This window comes from [Pseudomonas] carboxydohydrogena (assembly GCF_029030725.1).
GTDB classification, from domain to species: Bacteria; Pseudomonadota; Alphaproteobacteria; order Rhizobiales; family Xanthobacteraceae; genus Afipia; species Afipia carboxydohydrogena.
In genome coordinates this window covers 1027642-1045099 of record NZ_CP113162.1, presented here as the reverse complement: position 1 = coordinate 1045099, position 17458 = coordinate 1027642, and the positions used below count along the sequence as shown (strand labels likewise).

The 17458-nt window shown below is 63.7% G+C and carries 14 protein-coding genes; 7 read left to right on the top strand and 7 right to left on the bottom strand.

Annotated features, from left to right (window positions below):
* Nucleotides 1-7: 7 nt before the first annotated feature.
* Together AFIC_RS04965 and AFIC_RS04960 are read right to left on the bottom strand one after the other, a co-directional pair.
* The gene (locus AFIC_RS04965; RefSeq protein WP_275248045.1) at nt 8-1417 is read right to left on the bottom strand and encodes an FAD-binding oxidoreductase; all 1410 of its coding nucleotides are present in this window, start codon (nt 1415-1417) and stop codon (nt 8-10) included.
* 110 nt (nt 1418-1527) lie between these two features.
* Nucleotides 1528-1704, bottom strand: coding sequence for a DUF1328 domain-containing protein (locus AFIC_RS04960; RefSeq protein ID WP_009337098.1), 177 nt, complete (start codon nt 1702-1704; stop codon nt 1528-1530).
* Nucleotides 1705-1960: 256 nt separating this feature from the next.
* Here AFIC_RS04960 and AFIC_RS04955 point away from each other — a divergent pair, with 256 nt between their 5' ends.
* The 3 genes from AFIC_RS04955 to AFIC_RS04945 all read left to right on the top strand — a co-directional run bounded on the left by AFIC_RS04955 (nt 1961) and on the right by AFIC_RS04945 (nt 6226).
* Nucleotides 1961-4453 carry an ATP-dependent helicase gene (locus AFIC_RS04955; protein ID WP_275248044.1) on the top strand — a complete coding sequence of 831 codons (2493 nt, stop codon included), beginning with the start codon at nt 1961-1963 and terminating at the stop codon, nt 4451-4453.
* A 91-nt stretch (nt 4454-4544) separates the two neighbouring features.
* A complete protein-coding gene (locus AFIC_RS04950; protein ID WP_275248043.1) occupies nt 4545-5468 on the top strand; it encodes an ABC transporter ATP-binding protein in 924 nt (307 codons plus the stop codon).
* The gene (locus AFIC_RS04945) at nt 5465-6226 is read left to right on the top strand and encodes an ABC transporter permease (protein ID WP_275248042.1); all 762 of its coding nucleotides are present in this window, start codon (nt 5465-5467) and stop codon (nt 6224-6226) included. Before AFIC_RS04950 ends, AFIC_RS04945 begins: the two co-directional genes overlap by 4 nt.
* Before the next feature lie 62 nt (nt 6227-6288).
* On the opposite strand, the gene AFIC_RS04940 is transcribed toward AFIC_RS04945, so the two are convergent.
* Entirely contained in the window at nt 6289-6588 is a 300-nt protein-coding gene (locus tag AFIC_RS04940; RefSeq protein WP_275248041.1) for a hypothetical protein, read from the bottom strand.
* 213 nt (nt 6589-6801) lie between these two features.
* On the opposite strand from AFIC_RS04940, the gene AFIC_RS04935 reads away from it, so the two are divergent.
* Nucleotides 6802-7602 (top strand): L,D-transpeptidase, encoded by an 801-nt coding sequence (locus AFIC_RS04935; protein WP_275248040.1) that lies wholly within the window; start codon nt 6802-6804, stop codon nt 7600-7602.
* 25 nt (nt 7603-7627) lie between these two features.
* Here AFIC_RS04935 and AFIC_RS04930 read toward each other — a convergent pair whose 3' ends face one another.
* On the bottom strand, nt 7628-9895 hold the full coding sequence (locus AFIC_RS04930) for a fused MFS/spermidine synthase (RefSeq protein WP_275248039.1): 2268 nt from the start codon (nt 9893-9895) through the stop codon (nt 7628-7630).
* Nucleotides 9896-10051: 156 nt separating this feature from the next.
* Between AFIC_RS04930 and AFIC_RS04925 the strand changes: the two genes are divergently transcribed.
* On the top strand, nt 10052-11653 hold the full coding sequence (locus tag AFIC_RS04925) for a phytoene desaturase family protein (RefSeq protein WP_275248038.1): 1602 nt from the start codon (nt 10052-10054) through the stop codon (nt 11651-11653).
* 56 nt (nt 11654-11709) lie between these two features.
* On the opposite strand, the gene AFIC_RS04920 is transcribed toward AFIC_RS04925, so the two are convergent.
* The gene (locus tag AFIC_RS04920) at nt 11710-11982 is read right to left on the bottom strand and encodes a hypothetical protein (protein ID WP_275248037.1); all 273 of its coding nucleotides are present in this window, start codon (nt 11980-11982) and stop codon (nt 11710-11712) included.
* A 248-nt stretch (nt 11983-12230) separates the two neighbouring features.
* On the opposite strand from AFIC_RS04920, the gene AFIC_RS04915 reads away from it, so the two are divergent.
* Nucleotides 12231-13136 (top strand): 50S ribosomal protein L11 methyltransferase, encoded by a 906-nt coding sequence (locus tag AFIC_RS04915; protein ID WP_275248036.1) that lies wholly within the window; start codon nt 12231-12233, stop codon nt 13134-13136.
* Here the strand turns inward: AFIC_RS04915 and AFIC_RS04910 are convergent.
* Entirely contained in the window at nt 13133-13342 is a 210-nt protein-coding gene (locus AFIC_RS04910) for a hypothetical protein (RefSeq protein ID WP_009337108.1), read from the bottom strand. The two genes, AFIC_RS04915 and AFIC_RS04910, sit on opposite strands and share 4 nt — an antisense overlap.
* Nucleotides 13343-13503: 161 nt before the next feature.
* Between AFIC_RS04910 and AFIC_RS04905 the strand changes: the two genes are divergently transcribed.
* A complete protein-coding gene (locus tag AFIC_RS04905; protein WP_275248035.1) occupies nt 13504-15333 on the top strand; it encodes an aminopeptidase P family protein in 1830 nt (609 codons plus the stop codon).
* A 2-nt stretch (nt 15334-15335) separates the two neighbouring features.
* Here AFIC_RS04905 and ligA read toward each other — a convergent pair whose 3' ends face one another.
* Nucleotides 15336-17456 (bottom strand): NAD-dependent DNA ligase LigA, encoded by a 2121-nt coding sequence (ligA, locus tag AFIC_RS04900; RefSeq protein ID WP_275248034.1) that lies wholly within the window; start codon nt 17454-17456, stop codon nt 15336-15338.
* Nucleotides 17457-17458: the final 2 nt, after the last annotated feature.

Here is a 17458-nt window from a genome sequence, read left to right as displayed (position 1 = left end):
AAAGGACTCACGCCGATGGAATGATCTTTCCCGGATTGAAGATGTTTTGCGGATCGAGTGCCGCCTTCACCGCGCGCATCGCTTCGATGGCCTCGGGCCCCAGTTCGGGAACAAGGTATTTCTGCTTGCCCTGCCCGATGCCGTGTTCGCCGGTGCAGGTGCCGTCCATGCGGTGCGCGCGATCCGCGAGGCGATGCACGAATTCCTGTCCGCGCGCCAGTTCGTCGGGGTCGTTGACGTCGCACAGCATCAGACAATGGAAATTACCGTCGCCGACATGGCCGACGATGGGCGCGATCAGCCTGAGTTTTTCGATATCCTGTTCGGTTTCGCTCACGCAATCGGCCAGACGCGAGATCGGCACGCAGACATCCGTTGACATCGGCCGCGAACCGGGACGGATCGCCGCCGCCGCCCAATAGGCGTCATGACGCGCCTGCCACAACCTCGTGCGATCCTCCGCGCGCGTAGTCCATTCGAACGCGCTGCCGCCGCAATCCTTCGCGATCTCGGCGAATGCCGCCGACTGTTCGGCGACGTCCGCCTCGCTGCCGTGGAATTCCAGCAACAATAGCGGGGTCAACGGCAAATTCAGTTTCGAATAGGCGTTGCAGGCGGCAACCTGCGCGGCATTGAGAAGTTCGATCCGCGCCAGCGGAATGCCGGTCTGGATCGCCAGAATGGTGGCATCGCACGCGCCCTTGACGCTGCCGAACGAACAGGAACCTGCCGCGATGCTCTGCGGAATGCCGCGCAGCCGCATCGTCATCTCGGCAATAATGCCCAGCGTGCCTTCCGCGCCGATGAACAGGTGGGTGAGGTCGTATCCGGCCGAGGATTTCTTCGCCCGCGTACCGGTGGTGACGATCTCGCCGTCGCCACGCACGACCTTCAGCGCCAGCACGTTGTCGCGCATGGTGCCGTAGCGCACGGCATTGGTGCCGGAAGCACGCGTCGAGGCCATGCCGCCGAGCGTCGCATCCGCGCCGGGATCGATCGGGAAGAACAGCCCCTGATCGCGCAGATGTTCATTGAGCGTCTTGCGGGTGATGCCGGGCTCGATCACGCAGTCGAGGTCCTCGGCGTGCACGGCAAGGACGCGGTTCATCTCGCGCAGGTCGAGGCAGACGCCGCCCGATGGCGCGTTGACCTGCCCTTCCAGCGAGGTGCCCGCGCCGAACGGGATGATCGGCACATGGTAACGCGCGCAAATGCGTACCGCGTCCTGAATGTCGGCCACGCTGCGCGCCAGCACCACGGCGTCGGGCGGTTGCGGCGCGATCCATGTGGTGGTGTGAGCATGCTGCTCGCGCTGGGCCTGCGCGGTGAGGAAATCACGCTTGAAGCGCGTGGCGAGAGCTTCAAACGCGTTGCTCAGGGTCTGCGGCGAAAGCCGCGATGCCGTCGTGGTGGTCAAGGCAAGCGTCCTGCAAGAGAGTGCGCAACCGTCGCAAACGAAAACCGGCCGGTCAAGCTGACCGGCCGGTTCACCACTCCACTCTCTCGAATTATGCCTTGATGCTTACGCTACACCGTCGGGCGTCCGCCACGCATCAAGCCTATCAGTGCCGAAACCGCGAACAGCACGATCGCGACGAAGAACACGATCTTGGCGATTTCGATCGACGCGCCTGCAATGCCGCCGAAGCCGAGAAGGCCGGCCACCAGCGCGATGATGAGAAACGTCACAACCCAGCTCAACATGGCAATCTCCTTTGTCTCCGGTCAGAAGTCATTGCTTCTTTGCAGAACCAATCCGGGAGGGATTTGAAAGTTCCGGGCGGCAGCGGCCCCGAAAACCGCTAAAAAATGAGATTTTCGGGGAACAAAACCGTCCCGGCACGGCATCCCGCCGCGGTCTGTACGCGGCCGCGCGGAACGCCTATATCTGGACATATCCCTGATAAAGAAGGCTCCCTTTCGTGCTCCCGCGGTGCCATCGTGGGCTGAATCGATTCGCATGACCGAACCTGTCCGCCGACCTTTTGCCGACGCTCCCGTCCACCAGCCCGCCGCTGGCGGCATTGCCGCGCGCGCCCGCGCGGCGGCGGCTCCGCAATATCTGAGCGCGCTCAATCCGGAGCAGCGCGAGGCGGTCGAAACGCTGGACGGCCCCGTGCTGGTGCTGGCAGGTGCGGGCACCGGCAAGACCCGCGTGCTCACCTCGCGCATCGCCCACATCCTCAGTCAGGGCCGCGCCCGGCCGTTCGAAATCCTGTCGGTGACCTTCACCAACAAGGCCGCGCGCGAAATGAAGCACCGGCTCGGCGAGATGCTCGGCCAGACGGTCGAAGGCATGCCATGGCTCGGCACCTTCCATGCCATCGCCGGGCGCATCCTGCGCGTGCATGCCGAACTCGCGCAGTTGAAGTCGAACTTCACCGTGCTCGATGTCGACGACCAGATCCGCCTGCTGAAACAATTGCTGCAAGCCGAAGGCATCGACGACAAGCGCTGGCCCGCGCGGATGCTGGCCGGGCTGATCGACGGCTGGAAGAACCGCGGCCTCACGCCGTCGCAGGTGCCGTCCGGCGAAGCCTCGATTTTCGGCAACGGCAAGGGTGGCAAGCTCTACACCGCCTATCAGGAGCGACTGAAGATTCTCAACGCCGCCGATTTCGGCGACCTGCTCCTGGAGAACATCCGCATCTTCCGCGAGCATCCGGACGTGCTGCGGCAATACCAGCACCGCTTCAGATACATTCTGGTGGACGAATATCAGGACACCAACGTCGCGCAATATCTCTGGCTGCGGCTGCTGGCGCAGGCGCCGTCGCAGTCCCCCGTCATTCCGGGGCGCACCGAAGGTGCGAACCCGGAATCTGCTGGACAACAACTTCTGGATTCCGGGTCTGCGCCTGCGGCGCATCCCGGAATGACGAAGCCGAAAAACATCTGCTGCGTCGGCGACGACGACCAGTCGATCTATGGCTGGCGCGGCGCGGAGGTGGACAACATCCTGCGCTTCGAGCACGACTTCCCCGGCGCGAAAGTCGTGCGGCTGGAGCGCAACTATCGCTCGACCGGCCACATCCTCGCTGCCGCCTCGCATCTCATCGCGCATAATGAAGGCCGCCTCGGCAAGACGCTGCGCACAGAGGATGTCGATGGCGAGAAGGTCACCGTCACCGGTTCATGGGATTCGGAAGAGGAAGCCCGCTCGATCGGCGAGGAGATCGAACAATTCCAGCGCGCCGGGCAAAAGCTCAACGAGATCGCCATTCTGGTGCGAGCCTCGTTCCAGATGCGCGAGTTTGAAGACCGTTTCGTCACGCTCGGCCTGCCCTATCGCGTGATCGGCGGCCCGCGCTTCTACGAGCGCGCCGAAATCCGCGATGCGCTGGCCTACCTGCGCGTCATCAATTCGCCCGCCGACGATCTCGCCTTCGAGCGCATCGTCAATACGCCGAAGCGCGGACTGGGCGACGCCACCGTGCAACTGCTGCACGACATCGCCCGCAAGCGCCGCATTCCGCTGACCGAAGCCGCGCGCGCCGTCATCGAGACCGACGAACTCAAGCCCAAGGCGCGCGGCAGCCTGCGCGATCTCATCGCCAGCTTCGACCGCTGGAGCGCGCAGCGCGAGGTCATGCCGCACACGGAACTGGCCGAGATCGTGCTGGATGAATCCGGCTATACCGAGATGTGGCAGAAGGATCGCTCTGCGGACGCGGCGGGCCGCCTCGAAAACCTGAAAGAACTCGTGCGCTCGATGGAGGAATTCGAGAACCTGCACGGCTTCCTCGAACACATCTCGCTGGTGATGGACCGCGAGGGCGGTGCTGACGAAGACGCGGTGTCGGTGATGACGCTGCATTCCGCCAAGGGCCTCGAATTCGACAACGTGTTCCTGCCCGGCTGGGAAGAAGGGCTGTTTCCGCACCAGCGCGCGCTCGACGAACAGGGCCGTGCGGGGCTGGAGGAAGAACGCCGCCTTGCGCATGTCGGCGTCACCCGCGCGCGCAGGCGGGCGAAAATCTATTTCGCCACCAACCGCCGTATCCATGGCTCATGGACCACCACGATCCCCTCGCGCTTCCTCGACGAACTGCCGGCGGATCATGTCGAGATTACCGAATCCAAGGGCGGCTCCGGATGGGGCGGCGCGGGCGGCTTCGGCTCATCACGCTTCGACAGCGTGGAATCGTTCGGCTCCGGCTATTCGACGCCGGGCTGGCAGCGCGCGCAATCCAATCGCGGGCGTGGCGGCGGCTTCAACGAAACCGGCGCGCGATACAATGCGGGCGGGCGCGGGCGCAAGCAGCTCACCATCGAGGGCGAGCTGGTTGCGAAATCGACCGGCGGCGAATCCGAATTCGGCACCGGCGAGCGCGTCTTTCATGAGAAATTCGGCTATGGCCGCGTCGCCCGCGTCGACGGCAACAAGCTCACCATCGTCTTCGACAAGGCAGGCGAGAAGAAGGTGATCGACAGCTTCGTGAAGTCGGCCTGAGACGGCCTGATATATCAACCCCGCCCCTTGTTTCGGTCAATCCGAGCCTCTATTTGTCCGCGACCCGCATTCCAGCGAGCCCCGCATCTGCATGCCAGCCATCATTACCGTCTCCAACCTGACCAAGACCTATGCGTCGGGCTTCACCGCGCTGAAGAACATCAATCTGGAAATCCGGCAGGGCGAGATTTTCGCGCTGCTAGGGCCGAACGGCGCGGGCAAGACCACGCTCATCAGCACGATCTGCGGTCTTGCGATGGCAAGCGAAGGCACCGTAACCATCGGCGGCCACGATAACGTCACCGACTACCGCGCCGCGCGCGAGATGATCGGCCTCGTGCCGCAGGAATTGCATACCGACGCCTGGGAAACCCCGACAGCGACCGCCGCCTTCAGCCGCGGCCTGTTCGGCAAACCGAAGAACTCCGCGCTGATCGAGAAGATTCTGAAAGACCTCTCATTGTGGGACAAGCGCAAGAGCCAGATCATCACGCTCTCCGGCGGCATGAAGCGCCGCGTGATGATCGCCAAGGCGCTCGCCCACGAGCCGCAGATCCTGTTTCTGGACGAGCCGACCGCGGGCGTCGATGTCGAACTGCGCAAGTCGATGTGGCAGGTGGTGCGCGAACTGCGCGATTCCGGTGTCACCATCATCCTCACCACGCATTACATCGAGGAAGCCGAGGAGATGGCCGACCGCGTCGGCGTCATCAACAAGGGCGAGATCGTGCTGGTCGAGGACAAGGCCACGCTGATGCGCAAGCTCGGCCGCAAGCAACTGACGTTGCATTTCAAGGAGCCGGTCGATTCCCTGCCCGCCTCTCTTGGCGAGTATAAACTCGAGCTGTCGGACGACCGCAAGCAACTGACCTACACCTACGACACCAAGAGCGAGCGCACCGGCATCACCACCCTGCTGAACGATCTGCGCGCCGCCGGCCTCAACTTCAACGACCTCAACACGACGCAATCCTCCCTCGAGGAGATTTTCGTCAATCTGGTGCACAGCGCATGAACCTCCACGCCGTCGTCGCCATCTACAAATTCGAAATGGCGCGCACCTTCCGCACGCTGCTGCAAAGCGTCGTCTCGCCGGTGATCTCGACATCGCTGTATTTCGTCGTGTTCGGCTCGGCGATCGGCTCGCGGATTCCGGAAATCCACGGCGTCAGCTATGGCGCATTCATCGTGCCGGGCCTCATCATGCTGTCGGTGCTGACGCAGAGCATCGCCAACGCCTCGTTCGGCATCTATTTCCCGAAATTCACCGGCACGGTGTATGAATTGTTGTCCGCGCCGGTATCGGCGTTCGAGGCCGTGCTCGGCTATGTCGGCGCGGCGGCGACCAAGTCCATCGCGCTCGGCCTGATTATCCTCGCGACCGCCGCCCTGTTCGTGCCGATCAAGATCGCGCATCCGGCATGGATGCTGGCCTTCCTCGTGCTCACCGCGCTGACCTTCAGCCTGTTCGGCTTCATCATCGGCATCTGGGCGGACGGCTTCGAGAAATTGCAGGCGATTCCGCTGCTGGTGGTGACGCCGCTGACATTCCTCGGAGGCAGCTTCTATTCGATCGGCATGCTACCGCCGGTCTGGCGTTCGATCACGCTGCTCAATCCCGTGGTCTATCTCATCAGCGGCTTTCGCTGGAGCTTCACCGAGGTCGCCGATGTCAGCGTCTATCTCAGTGTCGCAATGATCATGGTCTTCCTGCTTCTCAGCATGGCCGTGATCTGGTGGATCTTCAAAACCGGCTATCGCCTCAAGCGCTGACCGACCCCAAAAGAAAATGGCCCCGCAAAATTGCGGGGCCATTTTTTATCAGCCGAATTCGCTCAGTAGCGGCGATGATGACGGCGATGATAGTGACGGTGCCGGTGATGATACCGGGGGCCGCCGATCACGCCATTCACTCCGCCCACCACGCCGCCGACACCCGCGCCGATCGCGCCGCCCACGACACCGCCGACGGGGCCCGCCGCGCGGTTGCCGCGATATGCGCCTTCCTCAGCACCGCCGATGATGCCCTGCGCATGCCCCGCGAGGGGAGCGGCGAGCAGCACCAAAAGCGCCAGGGCGGAGGCCCATGCGAAGGTCCGATTTGCCGGCTGAACGCCGGAGGTCATTGCTTTCATTTCAGGCTCTCATGTTGAAAGTGACAAATCATTGACGGGAGACCAACGCACTGGCGGGCCAAAGGTTTCACGTAAATGTTAGAGCGGTTAACGGATCGTCCCGTTGAGCCGCGCGTTCTCTTCCCACCCTTATTCTCGCTGGAAAAAGCCATCTTCAGCTCTTAAATCCTGATGTTGTATCGGCCACGTGGCGGGCCGCTGGAGATCGGTAACATGCGTAAATTGGTTATTCCTGTTGCGGCGCTGATCATGGCGGCCAGCGCATCGCTGGCTCGTGCCGCTGTCGATATCGAGGTCAACAAGGACATCCAGCAGATGACCGTCTCGGTCGATGGGCAGGTGCTCTATCGCTGGCCGGTCTCGAGCGGCAATCCCACGCACGAGACGCCGAACGGGAAATTCCAGACCTTCCGCATGGAAGAAAACCATTTCTCGAAGGAATTCGACGATGCGCCGATGCCGCATTCGATCTTCTTCACCAGGCAGGGCCACGCCATCCACGGCACCGATTCCGTCAAAAACCTCGGCACGCCGGTTTCGCACGGCTGCGTGAGACTGTCGCGCGCCAACGCCACGACACTTTGGAATCTGGTGAAAAAGGAAGGGCTGCTGAAAACCAGCGTCCGCCTCACCGGCTCATCGCGCGTGGCGCTCGCGCGCAATCCGCGCAACGTCGCCAGCCGTGGCGGCACCCTCGATGCCGACGCCAGCGCAGGCCAGCCTTTGGACACGACGCCGCAGCGCGTGCCCTCCGGCGCGATGTATGATCGCCCCGGCGACGATTCCTATCAGCAGCAGCCCCAGCGCCAGCCTTATTACAACTACGGCAACAACAGCGGATATGGCGGCGGCATCTCGGCCCCCGATCCGCGCGACCCGACCCGGCGCATCTATATCGACCCGCGCTACAGCCGCGGTTACGACAACAATTACGCGCAGGATGACGGGTCGCGCTACTATCAACGCCGCGTCTATCGGGCACGCCCGCTGTTCGGAAACGACGACGACGATTGACGCCGGACGCACTTAAGCGGCGGGATCAATTATCGCCGTCGCGCAGACGGCGATACACCGCTCCCAGCACGTTGGAATAATCGTCGGTCCACACCCGCTGCCCGGGCGTCGGCGCCGTGAGTTGCCAGAAGCTGCTCGATGCCAGCGCACCGACATCTTCCGGCTTGCGCGCGGACACGACCACATTGGTGGTGAAGATATATTCGGCGTCCCGGCCGCTGTCCTCGTTATAGACCCAGCTCGTCAGGCCATTTGCATCCGCGATGCCGACGACGACGCTCGCCAGTTCGAGATGCCGGTTCGATACATGCATCAGCACCGCGCCGCCCGGCGCGAGTTTCGCCTTGTAAATCGCCATCGCCTCCTGCGTCGCCAGATGGATCGGGATCGCATCCGAAGAATAGGCGTCAACAATAATGAGATCATAAGCCGCATCCGGCTCGCGCGCGAAAGTCAGCCGCGCATCGCCGATCACCGGCTTGATCTCCGGCATGCAGGCGGACAGATAAGTGAAATATTTCGGATTGCGCGCGGTATCGACCATGGTCTGGTCGATCTCGAAGAACTTCCATGCCTCGCCGGGCTTCGCCTGACAGGCCAGAGTGCCCGCGCCAAGGCCGATGGCCGCCACCCGCAGCGGCGCGCCCTTGCGCGCGCGGATCGCCGCGATCGCGCGGCCGATGCCGCCGTCATTGTGATAGTAGCTGATCGGCTCCGGCCTGCCCGTGATCTTCGTGCCGTCGTCGTTGAGGAATTTTTCCGCGCCGTGAATCGTCGTGCCGTGCATCAGCACGTGATATTGCCCGCCCGGCGTTACCACGATCTTGTGCACACCGAAGAAACTGCGCACCGTCTCCACCCGTCCCTCGTCCAGCGGATAGACGCGCACCAGCACGAGTCCCAGCGCCACAAGCAGCGCGAACTGGACGCGATGAATCCGCATCACCATGGCCAGCAGCGCGGCCACCGCGGCGAGTGAGCCGATCGTCCAGACGCGCCAGCTTTCGAGAAACACCTCCGCCGCATCGGCGCGGTACGCCAGCACGATCAGGATCGACGCCACCACCACCGCTGCGAACCAGAGCAGCATCGCCCCGCGCCTTGGCCGCTGCCATGGCCGGCACAGCGCCGCGAGCGCCAGCAGGATCGGATATTCGGCAATCCATGAAAACGTGAACGGCGCGACCAGTCCCGCGAACAGCCCGCCGATCATGCCGCCGAACGACAGCGCCACGTAGAACCCGGTGAGATAGCGCGCGGGCGGACGGGTCCGCGCCAGTTCGCCATGCGATGCCATCGCGATGATGAAGAAGCAAAGCTGATGTCCTCCGAGGGTCAGCAGCAGATTCTGCTCGCCGCCGATCGCCAGCAGCACAACGACACCCGCGATCGCGAGCGGTTGCAGCTTCAGCATCCAGCGATGCGGCAGCAGCGGCCGCGACTGGAACACCAGCACCCATGTCAGCAGATAGAGCGACAGCGGCAGCACCCACAACAGCGGCGCAGCGGCGACGTCGGTCGAGATATGGGCGGTGACGGCGATCAGAAGTCCCGATGGCACGGCGGCAAGAAACACCCACCGCCCCCATTGCAGCCATGACGGCCCGGGCGCGGCCTCGTCTTCATCGTTCAGGGCGACGGCCATTGGCGGCGCGCGCAGCAGCAACAAGCCGCAAGCCGCGATCAACAGGATCAGCAACCCGTATCCGAAAGCCCACAGCACGTTCTGCGCGTGAAGCGTCAGCATCGGCTCCAGCAGCACCGGGTAGGACAAAAGCGCGAGGAAGCTGCCGATGTTCGATGAGGCATAAAGAAAGTACGGGTCCGGCCCCTGCGGGTGCCCGGTGCGGACGAACCATGCCTGCAACATCGGATTGTTGGCGGCGAGCGCGAAGAACGGCAGCCCGATGGACGCCGCGAACAGGCCGAGCAGCCAGAACGCGTAGCCGCTGGCGGGCGGCTCGGCCCAGCCGCTGCCGATGGAGAGCGGCAGAAACGTGAAAGCCACCGCCAGCAATACAAGATGGATCACGACCGGAGCCGTCCGGCTTTTCAGCGTCATCAGCACATGCGCGTAGGCGTAACCGCCGAGCAGCAGCGACTGGAAGAACACCATCGCCACCGACCACACCGCGGGGGAGCCGCCGAGGCGCGGCAGCACCATTTTCGTGAACAGAGGCTGCACCGAAAACAGCAGCAGCGCGCTCAGGAAGATCGTCGCGGTATAGGCCGTGAGCACAACACGGTTGCGCGCGGCGGGCGATACCGCATCGGCCGGTGACGGGGTGGTCATGACAACTCCGTAAACGGCCGCAAGGCCGGAAACGTCCGGAAACGCCGTGCCCATCAGTGGACCATAGCGAAGATGAACGAACAATAACCGCCCCGTGACCATCCCCAGCGCCAGAAATCGCTCGCTTGCGAGAGAGACCGCATTTAAGAAGGCCGGATGTCACGGTACGACGCGATCATCATCGGCGCCGGCCATAACGGCCTCACCTGCGCGGCCTATCTCGCGATGAACGGCCTCACGGTCAAAGTCGTCGAGCGGCGCAAGGTCGTGGGCGGCGCTGCCGTGACGGAGGAATTCCACCCCGGCTTCCGCAATTCGGTCGCGGCCTATACCGTCAGCCTGCTGCATCCGCGCGTGATCGCGGAGTTGAACCTTGCGGGCCATGGCTTGCGCATCGTCGAGCGGCGCGCGCAGAATTTCCTGCCCTCGCCCGATGGCCGTTATCTCCTCACCGGCGAGGGACGCACCCATCAGTCCATCGCGAAACTGAGCGAACGCGATGCGCTGCGCATCGACGCCTTCAACCGCGAACTCGAAATCGTCGCCGACGTGCTGCGGCAATTCCTGCTGCGCGCGCCGCCCAACGTCACGGAAGGATTTTCGCTCAACAGCCTGCGCGAAGCGTTCAATGCGCTGGAGAGCGGCAACCTCCTGCGACGGCTGTCGCTGGAGCATCAGCGACTGCTGCTTGATCTGTTCACATTGTCGGCCGGAGAAATGCTCGACGACTGGTTCGAGAGCGACCTCGTCAAGGCGCTGTTCGGCTTCGACGCCATCGTCGGCCATTACGCGAGCCCTTATGCGGCAGGCTCCGCCTATGTGATGCTGCATCATGCCTTCGGCGAGGTGAACGGCCGCAAGGGGCTGTGGGGCCACGCCATCGGCGGCATGGGCGCGATCACGCAGGCAATGGCCGCTTCCGCCCGCAGCCATGGCGCCGAGATCGAAACCGAAGCCGGTGTCAGCGAAGTGCTGGTCGAGAACGGCCGCGCTATCGGTGTCACGCTGGAGAACGGCGAAACGCTGCGCGGGCGTTATATCGTCTCCAACGTCAACCCGACGCTGCTTTACACGCGCCTCGTGCCGCAAGCCGCATTGCCTGTTCCGTTCGCTTCACGCATTGCGAAATATCGCAACGGCTCGGGCACCTTCCGGATGAACGTGGCGCTTGCCGCGCTGCCGTCCTTCACCGCCCTGCCGGGCATGGGCGACCACCTCACCAGCGGCATCATCCTCGCGCCGTCACTTGCCTACATGGATCGCGCTTATCACGACGCGCGAGAGCATGGCTGGAGCCGCGAGCCGGTGGTGGAAATGCTGATCCCTTCCACGCTGGACGACAGCCTCGCGCCGCCGGACGCGCATGTCGCCAGCCTGTTCTGCCAGCACGTCGCGCCGGAACTGCCGGATGGCACATCATGGGACGATCACCGCGAGGAGGTCGCCAATTTGATGATCGCGACCGTGGACAAGTACGCGCCCGGCTTCACGCGCAGCATCATCGCCCGCCAGATCCTGTCACCGCTCGATCTGGAACGGCAGTTCGGATTGATCGGCGGCGACATCTTCCACGGCAAGCTGACGCTGAACCAGTTGTTCTCGGCCCGCCCGCTGCTCGGCCATGCCGACTACCGGGGCCCACTGAAGGGGCTCTACCATTGCGGCTCGGGCGCTCATCCCGGCGGTGGCGTCACCGGCGCGCCGGGCTACAACGCCGCGCAGACCATCCTGCGCGATCATCAGGGGATTTTCGCGTAGACAACCCTGTGGAAAAGCTGTGGAGACCCTGTGGATAGGTTCCAGGGGAATGCAGCCTAGACGCCATTTCCCGGCGGCTCGTTGCGGTGCCTCAGCGGGTCGGCAGCCTCGTCGTGGCCGCTGCGGCTGGAGAAAAACATCAAGGCCATCAATCCGCAGCCGATGACGAGCGAGAAGAACGTGCCGAGACCAAGTGCGATCCAGCCGTGCTTGCCCATATCGACGTTGCCGCTGGCGTTCCAGACCTCGACGGCCCATACGCCGGTGCCGATCAACAGGGCAATCAAGGCGAGAACGACCAGAACCCGGCCCAGAGTCAGATTTTTCATGGCCACTCTCCTTCGATTATCCCGGCATCCTTTAACATCTATTCCTGATGTATCAAATTACAACAGATCAACTGATGACGGATATGTGACCCCGGCCGGAAAAGGACTCCCTTGCCGGGTGCAAGGTCCTGCCTCCGTGGGGCATCCGGTTCACGGTTTGGCTCGCACTTTGCGACCATATCCTGTAGGCAGTGGTCCCTGCCAGCCGTGAGCCGGCAGTTCCGGCATTCCTTGCCATTTGAGCTTTCATGGACCCGTCCGTAACGCCCTCCGGCCCCACCCATCACGCCACCTGTGGCGCCGGGGACGAGGGCAGCGCCAACCGTATCGTAGATGCGCTGTCCGAAGTCTTCGACAGCGGCGAGGTCGTCGTCGCGGCCTTCGAGCGGCCGGGCAGCAGCGAATGGGATATTTCACTCTATTTCGAGACGCCGCCCGATCAGGCCGCCATTCGCTCCACGGTCGCCCAGACCGTTGGCGAGGAAACCGCCGCCGCGCTCGTGTTCGACACGGTGGAGGCCAAAGACTGGGTCAAAGCGAGCCTCGCCGACCTCGTGCCGGTCTGCGCCGGGCGCTTCGTCGTTCACGGCCAGCATGATCGCGACCGGATTCCGCCGAACAAGCTGCGGATCGAGATCGAGGCCGCGCTCGCGTTCGGAACCGGCCATCACGGCACCACGCGCGGCTGCCTCATGCTGCTCGACCGGGTGCTGTGCCAATCCACGCCTCGCCGCGTGCTCGACCTCGGCACCGGCACCGGTGTGCTGGCGATCGCCGCCGCCAAGGCGCTGCATCGGCCCATCCTCGCCAGCGACATCGATCCGCGCTCGGTCATTGTCGCCAAGGAGAATGCCGCTCTCAACGGCGTGGGGCAGGATGTGGAGGCGATCCAGGCGATCGGCTTCGGCTCGCCGCGTTTCGCGCAGGCCGGCCCGTTCGATCTCGTGCTGGCCAACATTCTTGCCAACCCGCTGCGCAAGCTCGCGGCACCGATGGAACGGCATCTCGCGCCGTCCGCCTTCGTGATCCTGTCGGGCCTGCTGCCGCCTCACGCGCGCGGTGTGATCGCGGCTTACCGGGGCCAGGGCCTGCGCCTGATCCGCCGCTATGAACTCGACGGCTGGGTCAGCCTCCTGATGCAGCGGATCGCCTAGGATTCGCGCGTCCGTTTTGGCGTCACATCGCCCTCGGTATAGCCGATGTTGCGGGCATCACGCTGCAAGCGCGCCTCAGTGAGCCGGTCGAGCAACTCCACGATCAGGCCCCGCCGTTTGGCCACCATGCCAAACAGCGCCCCTTCTTCGCTCGAAACCGGGGGCAGCCTGTCCGGCGACGGCTTCTCAAATCCGAAAGACCGCATTTTCAACCTCCTTGCCCGGTTGAACACTCCCATGCCGGCACTTCCCCGGTCGGTGAATGAAACGCGCAGATGTCCCCAATGGTTCCTGCGCTCGCCTTCTGCGCGGGCCGTGGTAATTTACAAAGCATGGTTCGTGCCAAATTCCGCTTGGAAGGTTGCTGATGTTCGAGGCCCGGTTTCAGAATTTCGACGAACCAGAGGGCGGCACCGCGCTTTCGGCGCGGCTGAGCGCTTTCCGTGAGGAAATCGTGCAGCGAGGTCTGGCCGGCTTCATTGTCCCGCGCGGAGACAGCCAGCAGAACGAATATGTTGCGCCGTCCGAGGAGCGCCTTGCCTGGCTGAGCGGCTTCACCGGTTCGGCCGGGCTCGCGATGGTGACGATCCGCGATGCCGCTTTGTTCGTCGACGGCCGCTATACGTTGCAGGCTGCCCAGCAAGTGGACACCACGGCGTTGCGCGTCGAGTCCCTGACCGATCCGCCGCCCGAACAATGGCTGACGCAGCACCTCAAGGCCGGAGAGCGCTTCGGTTTCGATCCGTGGCTGCACACGACAGCGGCAGCCGAACGGCTTGCGGCGGCCTGCGAAAAGGCGGGCGCGGAGCTTGTTGCGGTGGACGACAATCCCGTGGATACGATCTGGCGCGAACGCCCTGCACCGCCGCTCGGCCTCGTGACAGTGCATGCGCCCGAATTTGCCGGAGAGAGCGAGGCTGACAAGCTCGCCCGCATCCGCGCCGAGATGGCACGGCTCGGACTTGATGCATTAGTACTGTCCGACTCGCACGCCGTGGCATGGACCTTCAACATCCGCGGCGCGGACGTGGCGCACACGCCGCTGCCTCTGTCCTACGCGCTGCTGCCGAAAGACGGCGCGCCCACCATCTTCATCGATTCCCGCAAGCTCTCCAATGAGGCGCGCGCGCACCTCGCCAGCCACGCCGACATCGCCGGGCCGGACGCATTGCTCTCCGCGCTCGCCGCTGCTTCCCGGAACAGCGCCGCCATCGGCCTCGACAACGCGACCGCCGCCGATGCGCTCAGCCGCACGATCAAGGATGCGGGCGGCATCGCCCGGCGCATCGCAGATCCCGTCACACAGCTCAAGGCGATCAAGAACGCCACCGAGATTTCGGGCACACGCACGGCCCATCGCCGCGACGGCGCGGCCTTGGCGCGCTTTCTCGCCTGGATCGACCATGAGGCACAAGGCGGCGCACTGACGGAAATCGACGCCGTGGAAGCGCTGGAAACATTCCGCCGCGACACCGGCGCGCTGAAGGATGTGTCGTTCCCCACCATCTCCGGCACGGGACCGAACGGAGCCATCGTCCACTACCGCGTCACCCGCAAGAGCAACCGCCGCATCAAGCCCGGCGACCTGCTGCTGATCGATTCCGGCGCGCAATATCAGGACGGCACCACCGATGTCACCCGCACCATCGCCATCGGCGAGCCGACGGCGGAAATGCGCGACCGCTTCACCCGCGTGCTGCGCGGCCATATCGCGGTCGCGAGCGCGATCTTTCCCGACGGCACCCATGGCGTACAGATCGACGCGCTGGCGCGGCAATTCCTCTGGCAGGCTGGTCTCGATTTCGAGCACGGCACCGGCCACGGCGTCGGCAGCTATCTCTCCGTGCATGAAGGCCCCGCACGCATTTCCAAGCTCGGCCATGTGCCGCTGCGCCGGGGCATGATCCTCTCGAATGAGCCCGGTTATTACAAAACCAATGCTTACGGCATTCGCATCGAAAACCTCGAACTGATTACCGAGGCGAAAATCGACGGCGCGGAAAAACCGATGGATGCATTCGAGACGCTGACGCTCGCGCCGATCGACCGGCGGCTGATCGATGTCGCGCAGTTAAGTGCGCAGGAACGCACATGGATCGACGATTACCACGCGCGGGTGCGGCGGGAGATCAAGCCGCTGGTCGATGACGAAGCCACCAAGGTCTGGCTCGATGCCGCGACCGCGCCGTTGGCCTGAAGTCAAGCCTCGATGAGATTCAGCCACTCATCTTCCGTGAGCACCGCGACACCGAGTTCGCGCGCCTTGGTGAGTTTGGAGCCAGCCTCCTCGCCCGCGACGACATAGTCGGTTTTCTTCGACACCGAGCCGGACACTTTCGCGCCCAGCCGCTCGGCCTGCGCCTTGGCCTCGTCGCGGGTAAACTTCGTCAACGAGCCGGTGAACACCACCGTCTTCCCGGCCACCGCGGAATCGGTGCGCGCCTGCTCGGCGGGCAGTACTTCGATTTCGGCGAGCAATTCGTCGAGCGCCTTGACGTTACGCTTCTCCGCGAAAAATTCGACCACCGCGTCAGCCACGATGTCCCCGATGCCGCCGATATTGTTGAGGTCGGCATAGGCCTCGGACGTGTTGCCTTCCTCCGTCTGCGCCGCAGCGGCTTCCGCCATCGCCGCGCGCAGATTCTCGATGGTGCCGTAGTGGCGCGCCAGCAACTTGGCGTTGCCTTCACCGACATGGCGGATGCCGAGCGCGAAGATCAGGCGATTGAGTTCGATCCGGCGCCGCGCGTCGATCGCGGCGAACAGATTATTCACCGACACATCGCCGTACCCTTCGCGATCCTTGAGCTTCCTGGACGCGCGCGCATCACGCTTTTGCAGCGTGAAAATATCGACGGGATGCATGATGACCCCCTCGTCGTAGAATTCCTGAATCTGCTTGTCGCCAAGGCCCTCGATATCGAAGGCGAGCCGCGAGACGAAGTGCTTCAATCCCTCCACCGCCTGCGCGGGACACACCAGCGCGCCGGTGCAGCGGCGCACGACCTCTCCTTCCTCGCGCACCGCATGGCTGCCGCAGATCGGGCACTTGTGCGGGAACGAATAAGGCTTCGCGTTTGTTGGCCGCTTCTCCGTCACCACGCTGACGACCTGCGGGATCACGTCACCCGCGCGCTGGATCACCACAGTGTCGCCCTCGCGGATGTCCTTGCGCGCGATCTCGTCCTCGTTATGCAGCGTGGCGTTCTGCACCACAACGCCGCCGACCGTGACGGGCGTGAGCCGTGCCACCGGCGTCAGCGCGCCGGTGCGACCGACCTGGATGCCGATCTTCTCCAGCACGGTGGTCGCCTGCTCGGCCGCGAATTTGTGCGCGATCGCCCAGCGCGGGCTGCGCGAGATGAATCCGAGCCGTTGCTGCCAGTCGAGACGATCGACCTTGTAAACCACGCCATCGATGTCATAAGGCAGAGCCGCGCGTTCGGTCTCGATCTCGCGATAATATGCGAGCAGCGCCTCGACATCACGACACAACACCATGCGCGGGTTGGTGACAAAGCCTGCTTTGCCAAACCACGTCACCATCTCGTACTGCGTAGCCGCAGGCATCTCGCTCATCTCGCCCCAGGCATAGGCGAAGAATTTCAGCGGGCGCGATGCGGTGACGGCGACGTTCTTCTGCCGCAGCGAGCCGGCAGCGGAATTGCGCGGATTGGCGAAGATGGTGTCATCCGCCTCAGCCTGCTTCTTGTTCAGCGCGAGAAAATCCTCGCGCATCATGTAAACCTCGCCGCGCACCTCGCAGATGGCAGGAACGCCCTTCCCCTTCAACTTGTGCGGCACGTCCTTGATGGTGCGGACGTTGGCGGTGACGTCCTCGCCCTCGAAACCGTCGCCGCGTGTCGCGGCGCTGACAAGCTCGCCATTCTCGTAGCGCAATGACAACGAGAGCCCGTCGATCTTCGGCTCGGCAACAATCGCCAGCGGCTCGTCGGTTGTCAGATTGAGAAAACGGCGCACCCGCGTGGCGAATTCCGCGACGTCCTCATCGCTGAACGCGTTGCCGAGCGAGAGCATCGGCACGGCATGGCGGATTTTCGCGAACGCGCGCGAAGGCTGCGCGCCGACTGTCTGCGACGGCGAATCCTTCGCCACCAGTTCGGGAAAACGCTCCTCGATGGCGTTGAGACGCTGGCGCAGTTTGTCGTAGTCCGCGTCGGATACCGTCGGCGCGTCTTTCTGATAATAGCGCTCGTCATGCATCGAGATTTCAAGCGCAAGGCGCGTTAGTTCTATCTTGGCCTGCGCCTTGGTGAGATTTTCGACCGGCGTCGCCGTTTTTTTTGCTTTAGCAGCCATCG

Coding starts and splice junctions, on each gene's coding strand:
- AFIC_RS04960 (WP_009337098.1), bottom strand. CDS start 1,704: ATGTTGAGCTGGGTTGTGACGTTTCTCATCATCGCGCTGGTGGCCGGC.
- AFIC_RS04955 (WP_275248044.1), top strand. CDS start 1,961: ATGACCGAACCTGTCCGCCGACCTTTTGCCGACGCTCCCGTCCACCAG.
- AFIC_RS04950 (WP_275248043.1), top strand. CDS start 4,545: ATGCCAGCCATCATTACCGTCTCCAACCTGACCAAGACCTATGCGTCG.
- AFIC_RS04945 (WP_275248042.1), top strand. CDS start 5,465: ATGAACCTCCACGCCGTCGTCGCCATCTACAAATTCGAAATGGCGCGC.
- AFIC_RS04940 (WP_275248041.1), bottom strand. CDS start 6,588: ATGAAAGCAATGACCTCCGGCGTTCAGCCGGCAAATCGGACCTTCGCA.
- AFIC_RS04935 (WP_275248040.1), top strand. CDS start 6,802: ATGCGTAAATTGGTTATTCCTGTTGCGGCGCTGATCATGGCGGCCAGC.
- AFIC_RS04930 (WP_275248039.1), bottom strand. CDS start 9,895: ATGACCACCCCGTCACCGGCCGATGCGGTATCGCCCGCCGCGCGCAAC.
- AFIC_RS04925 (WP_275248038.1), top strand. CDS start 10,052: ATGTCACGGTACGACGCGATCATCATCGGCGCCGGCCATAACGGCCTC.
- AFIC_RS04920 (WP_275248037.1), bottom strand. CDS start 11,982: ATGAAAAATCTGACTCTGGGCCGGGTTCTGGTCGTTCTCGCCTTGATT.
- AFIC_RS04915 (WP_275248036.1), top strand. CDS start 12,231: ATGGACCCGTCCGTAACGCCCTCCGGCCCCACCCATCACGCCACCTGT.
- AFIC_RS04910 (WP_009337108.1), bottom strand. CDS start 13,342: ATGCGGTCTTTCGGATTTGAGAAGCCGTCGCCGGACAGGCTGCCCCCG.
- AFIC_RS04905 (WP_275248035.1), top strand. CDS start 13,504: ATGTTCGAGGCCCGGTTTCAGAATTTCGACGAACCAGAGGGCGGCACC.
- ligA (WP_275248034.1), bottom strand. CDS start 17,456: ATGGCTGCTAAAGCAAAAAAAACGGCGACGCCGGTCGAAAATCTCACC.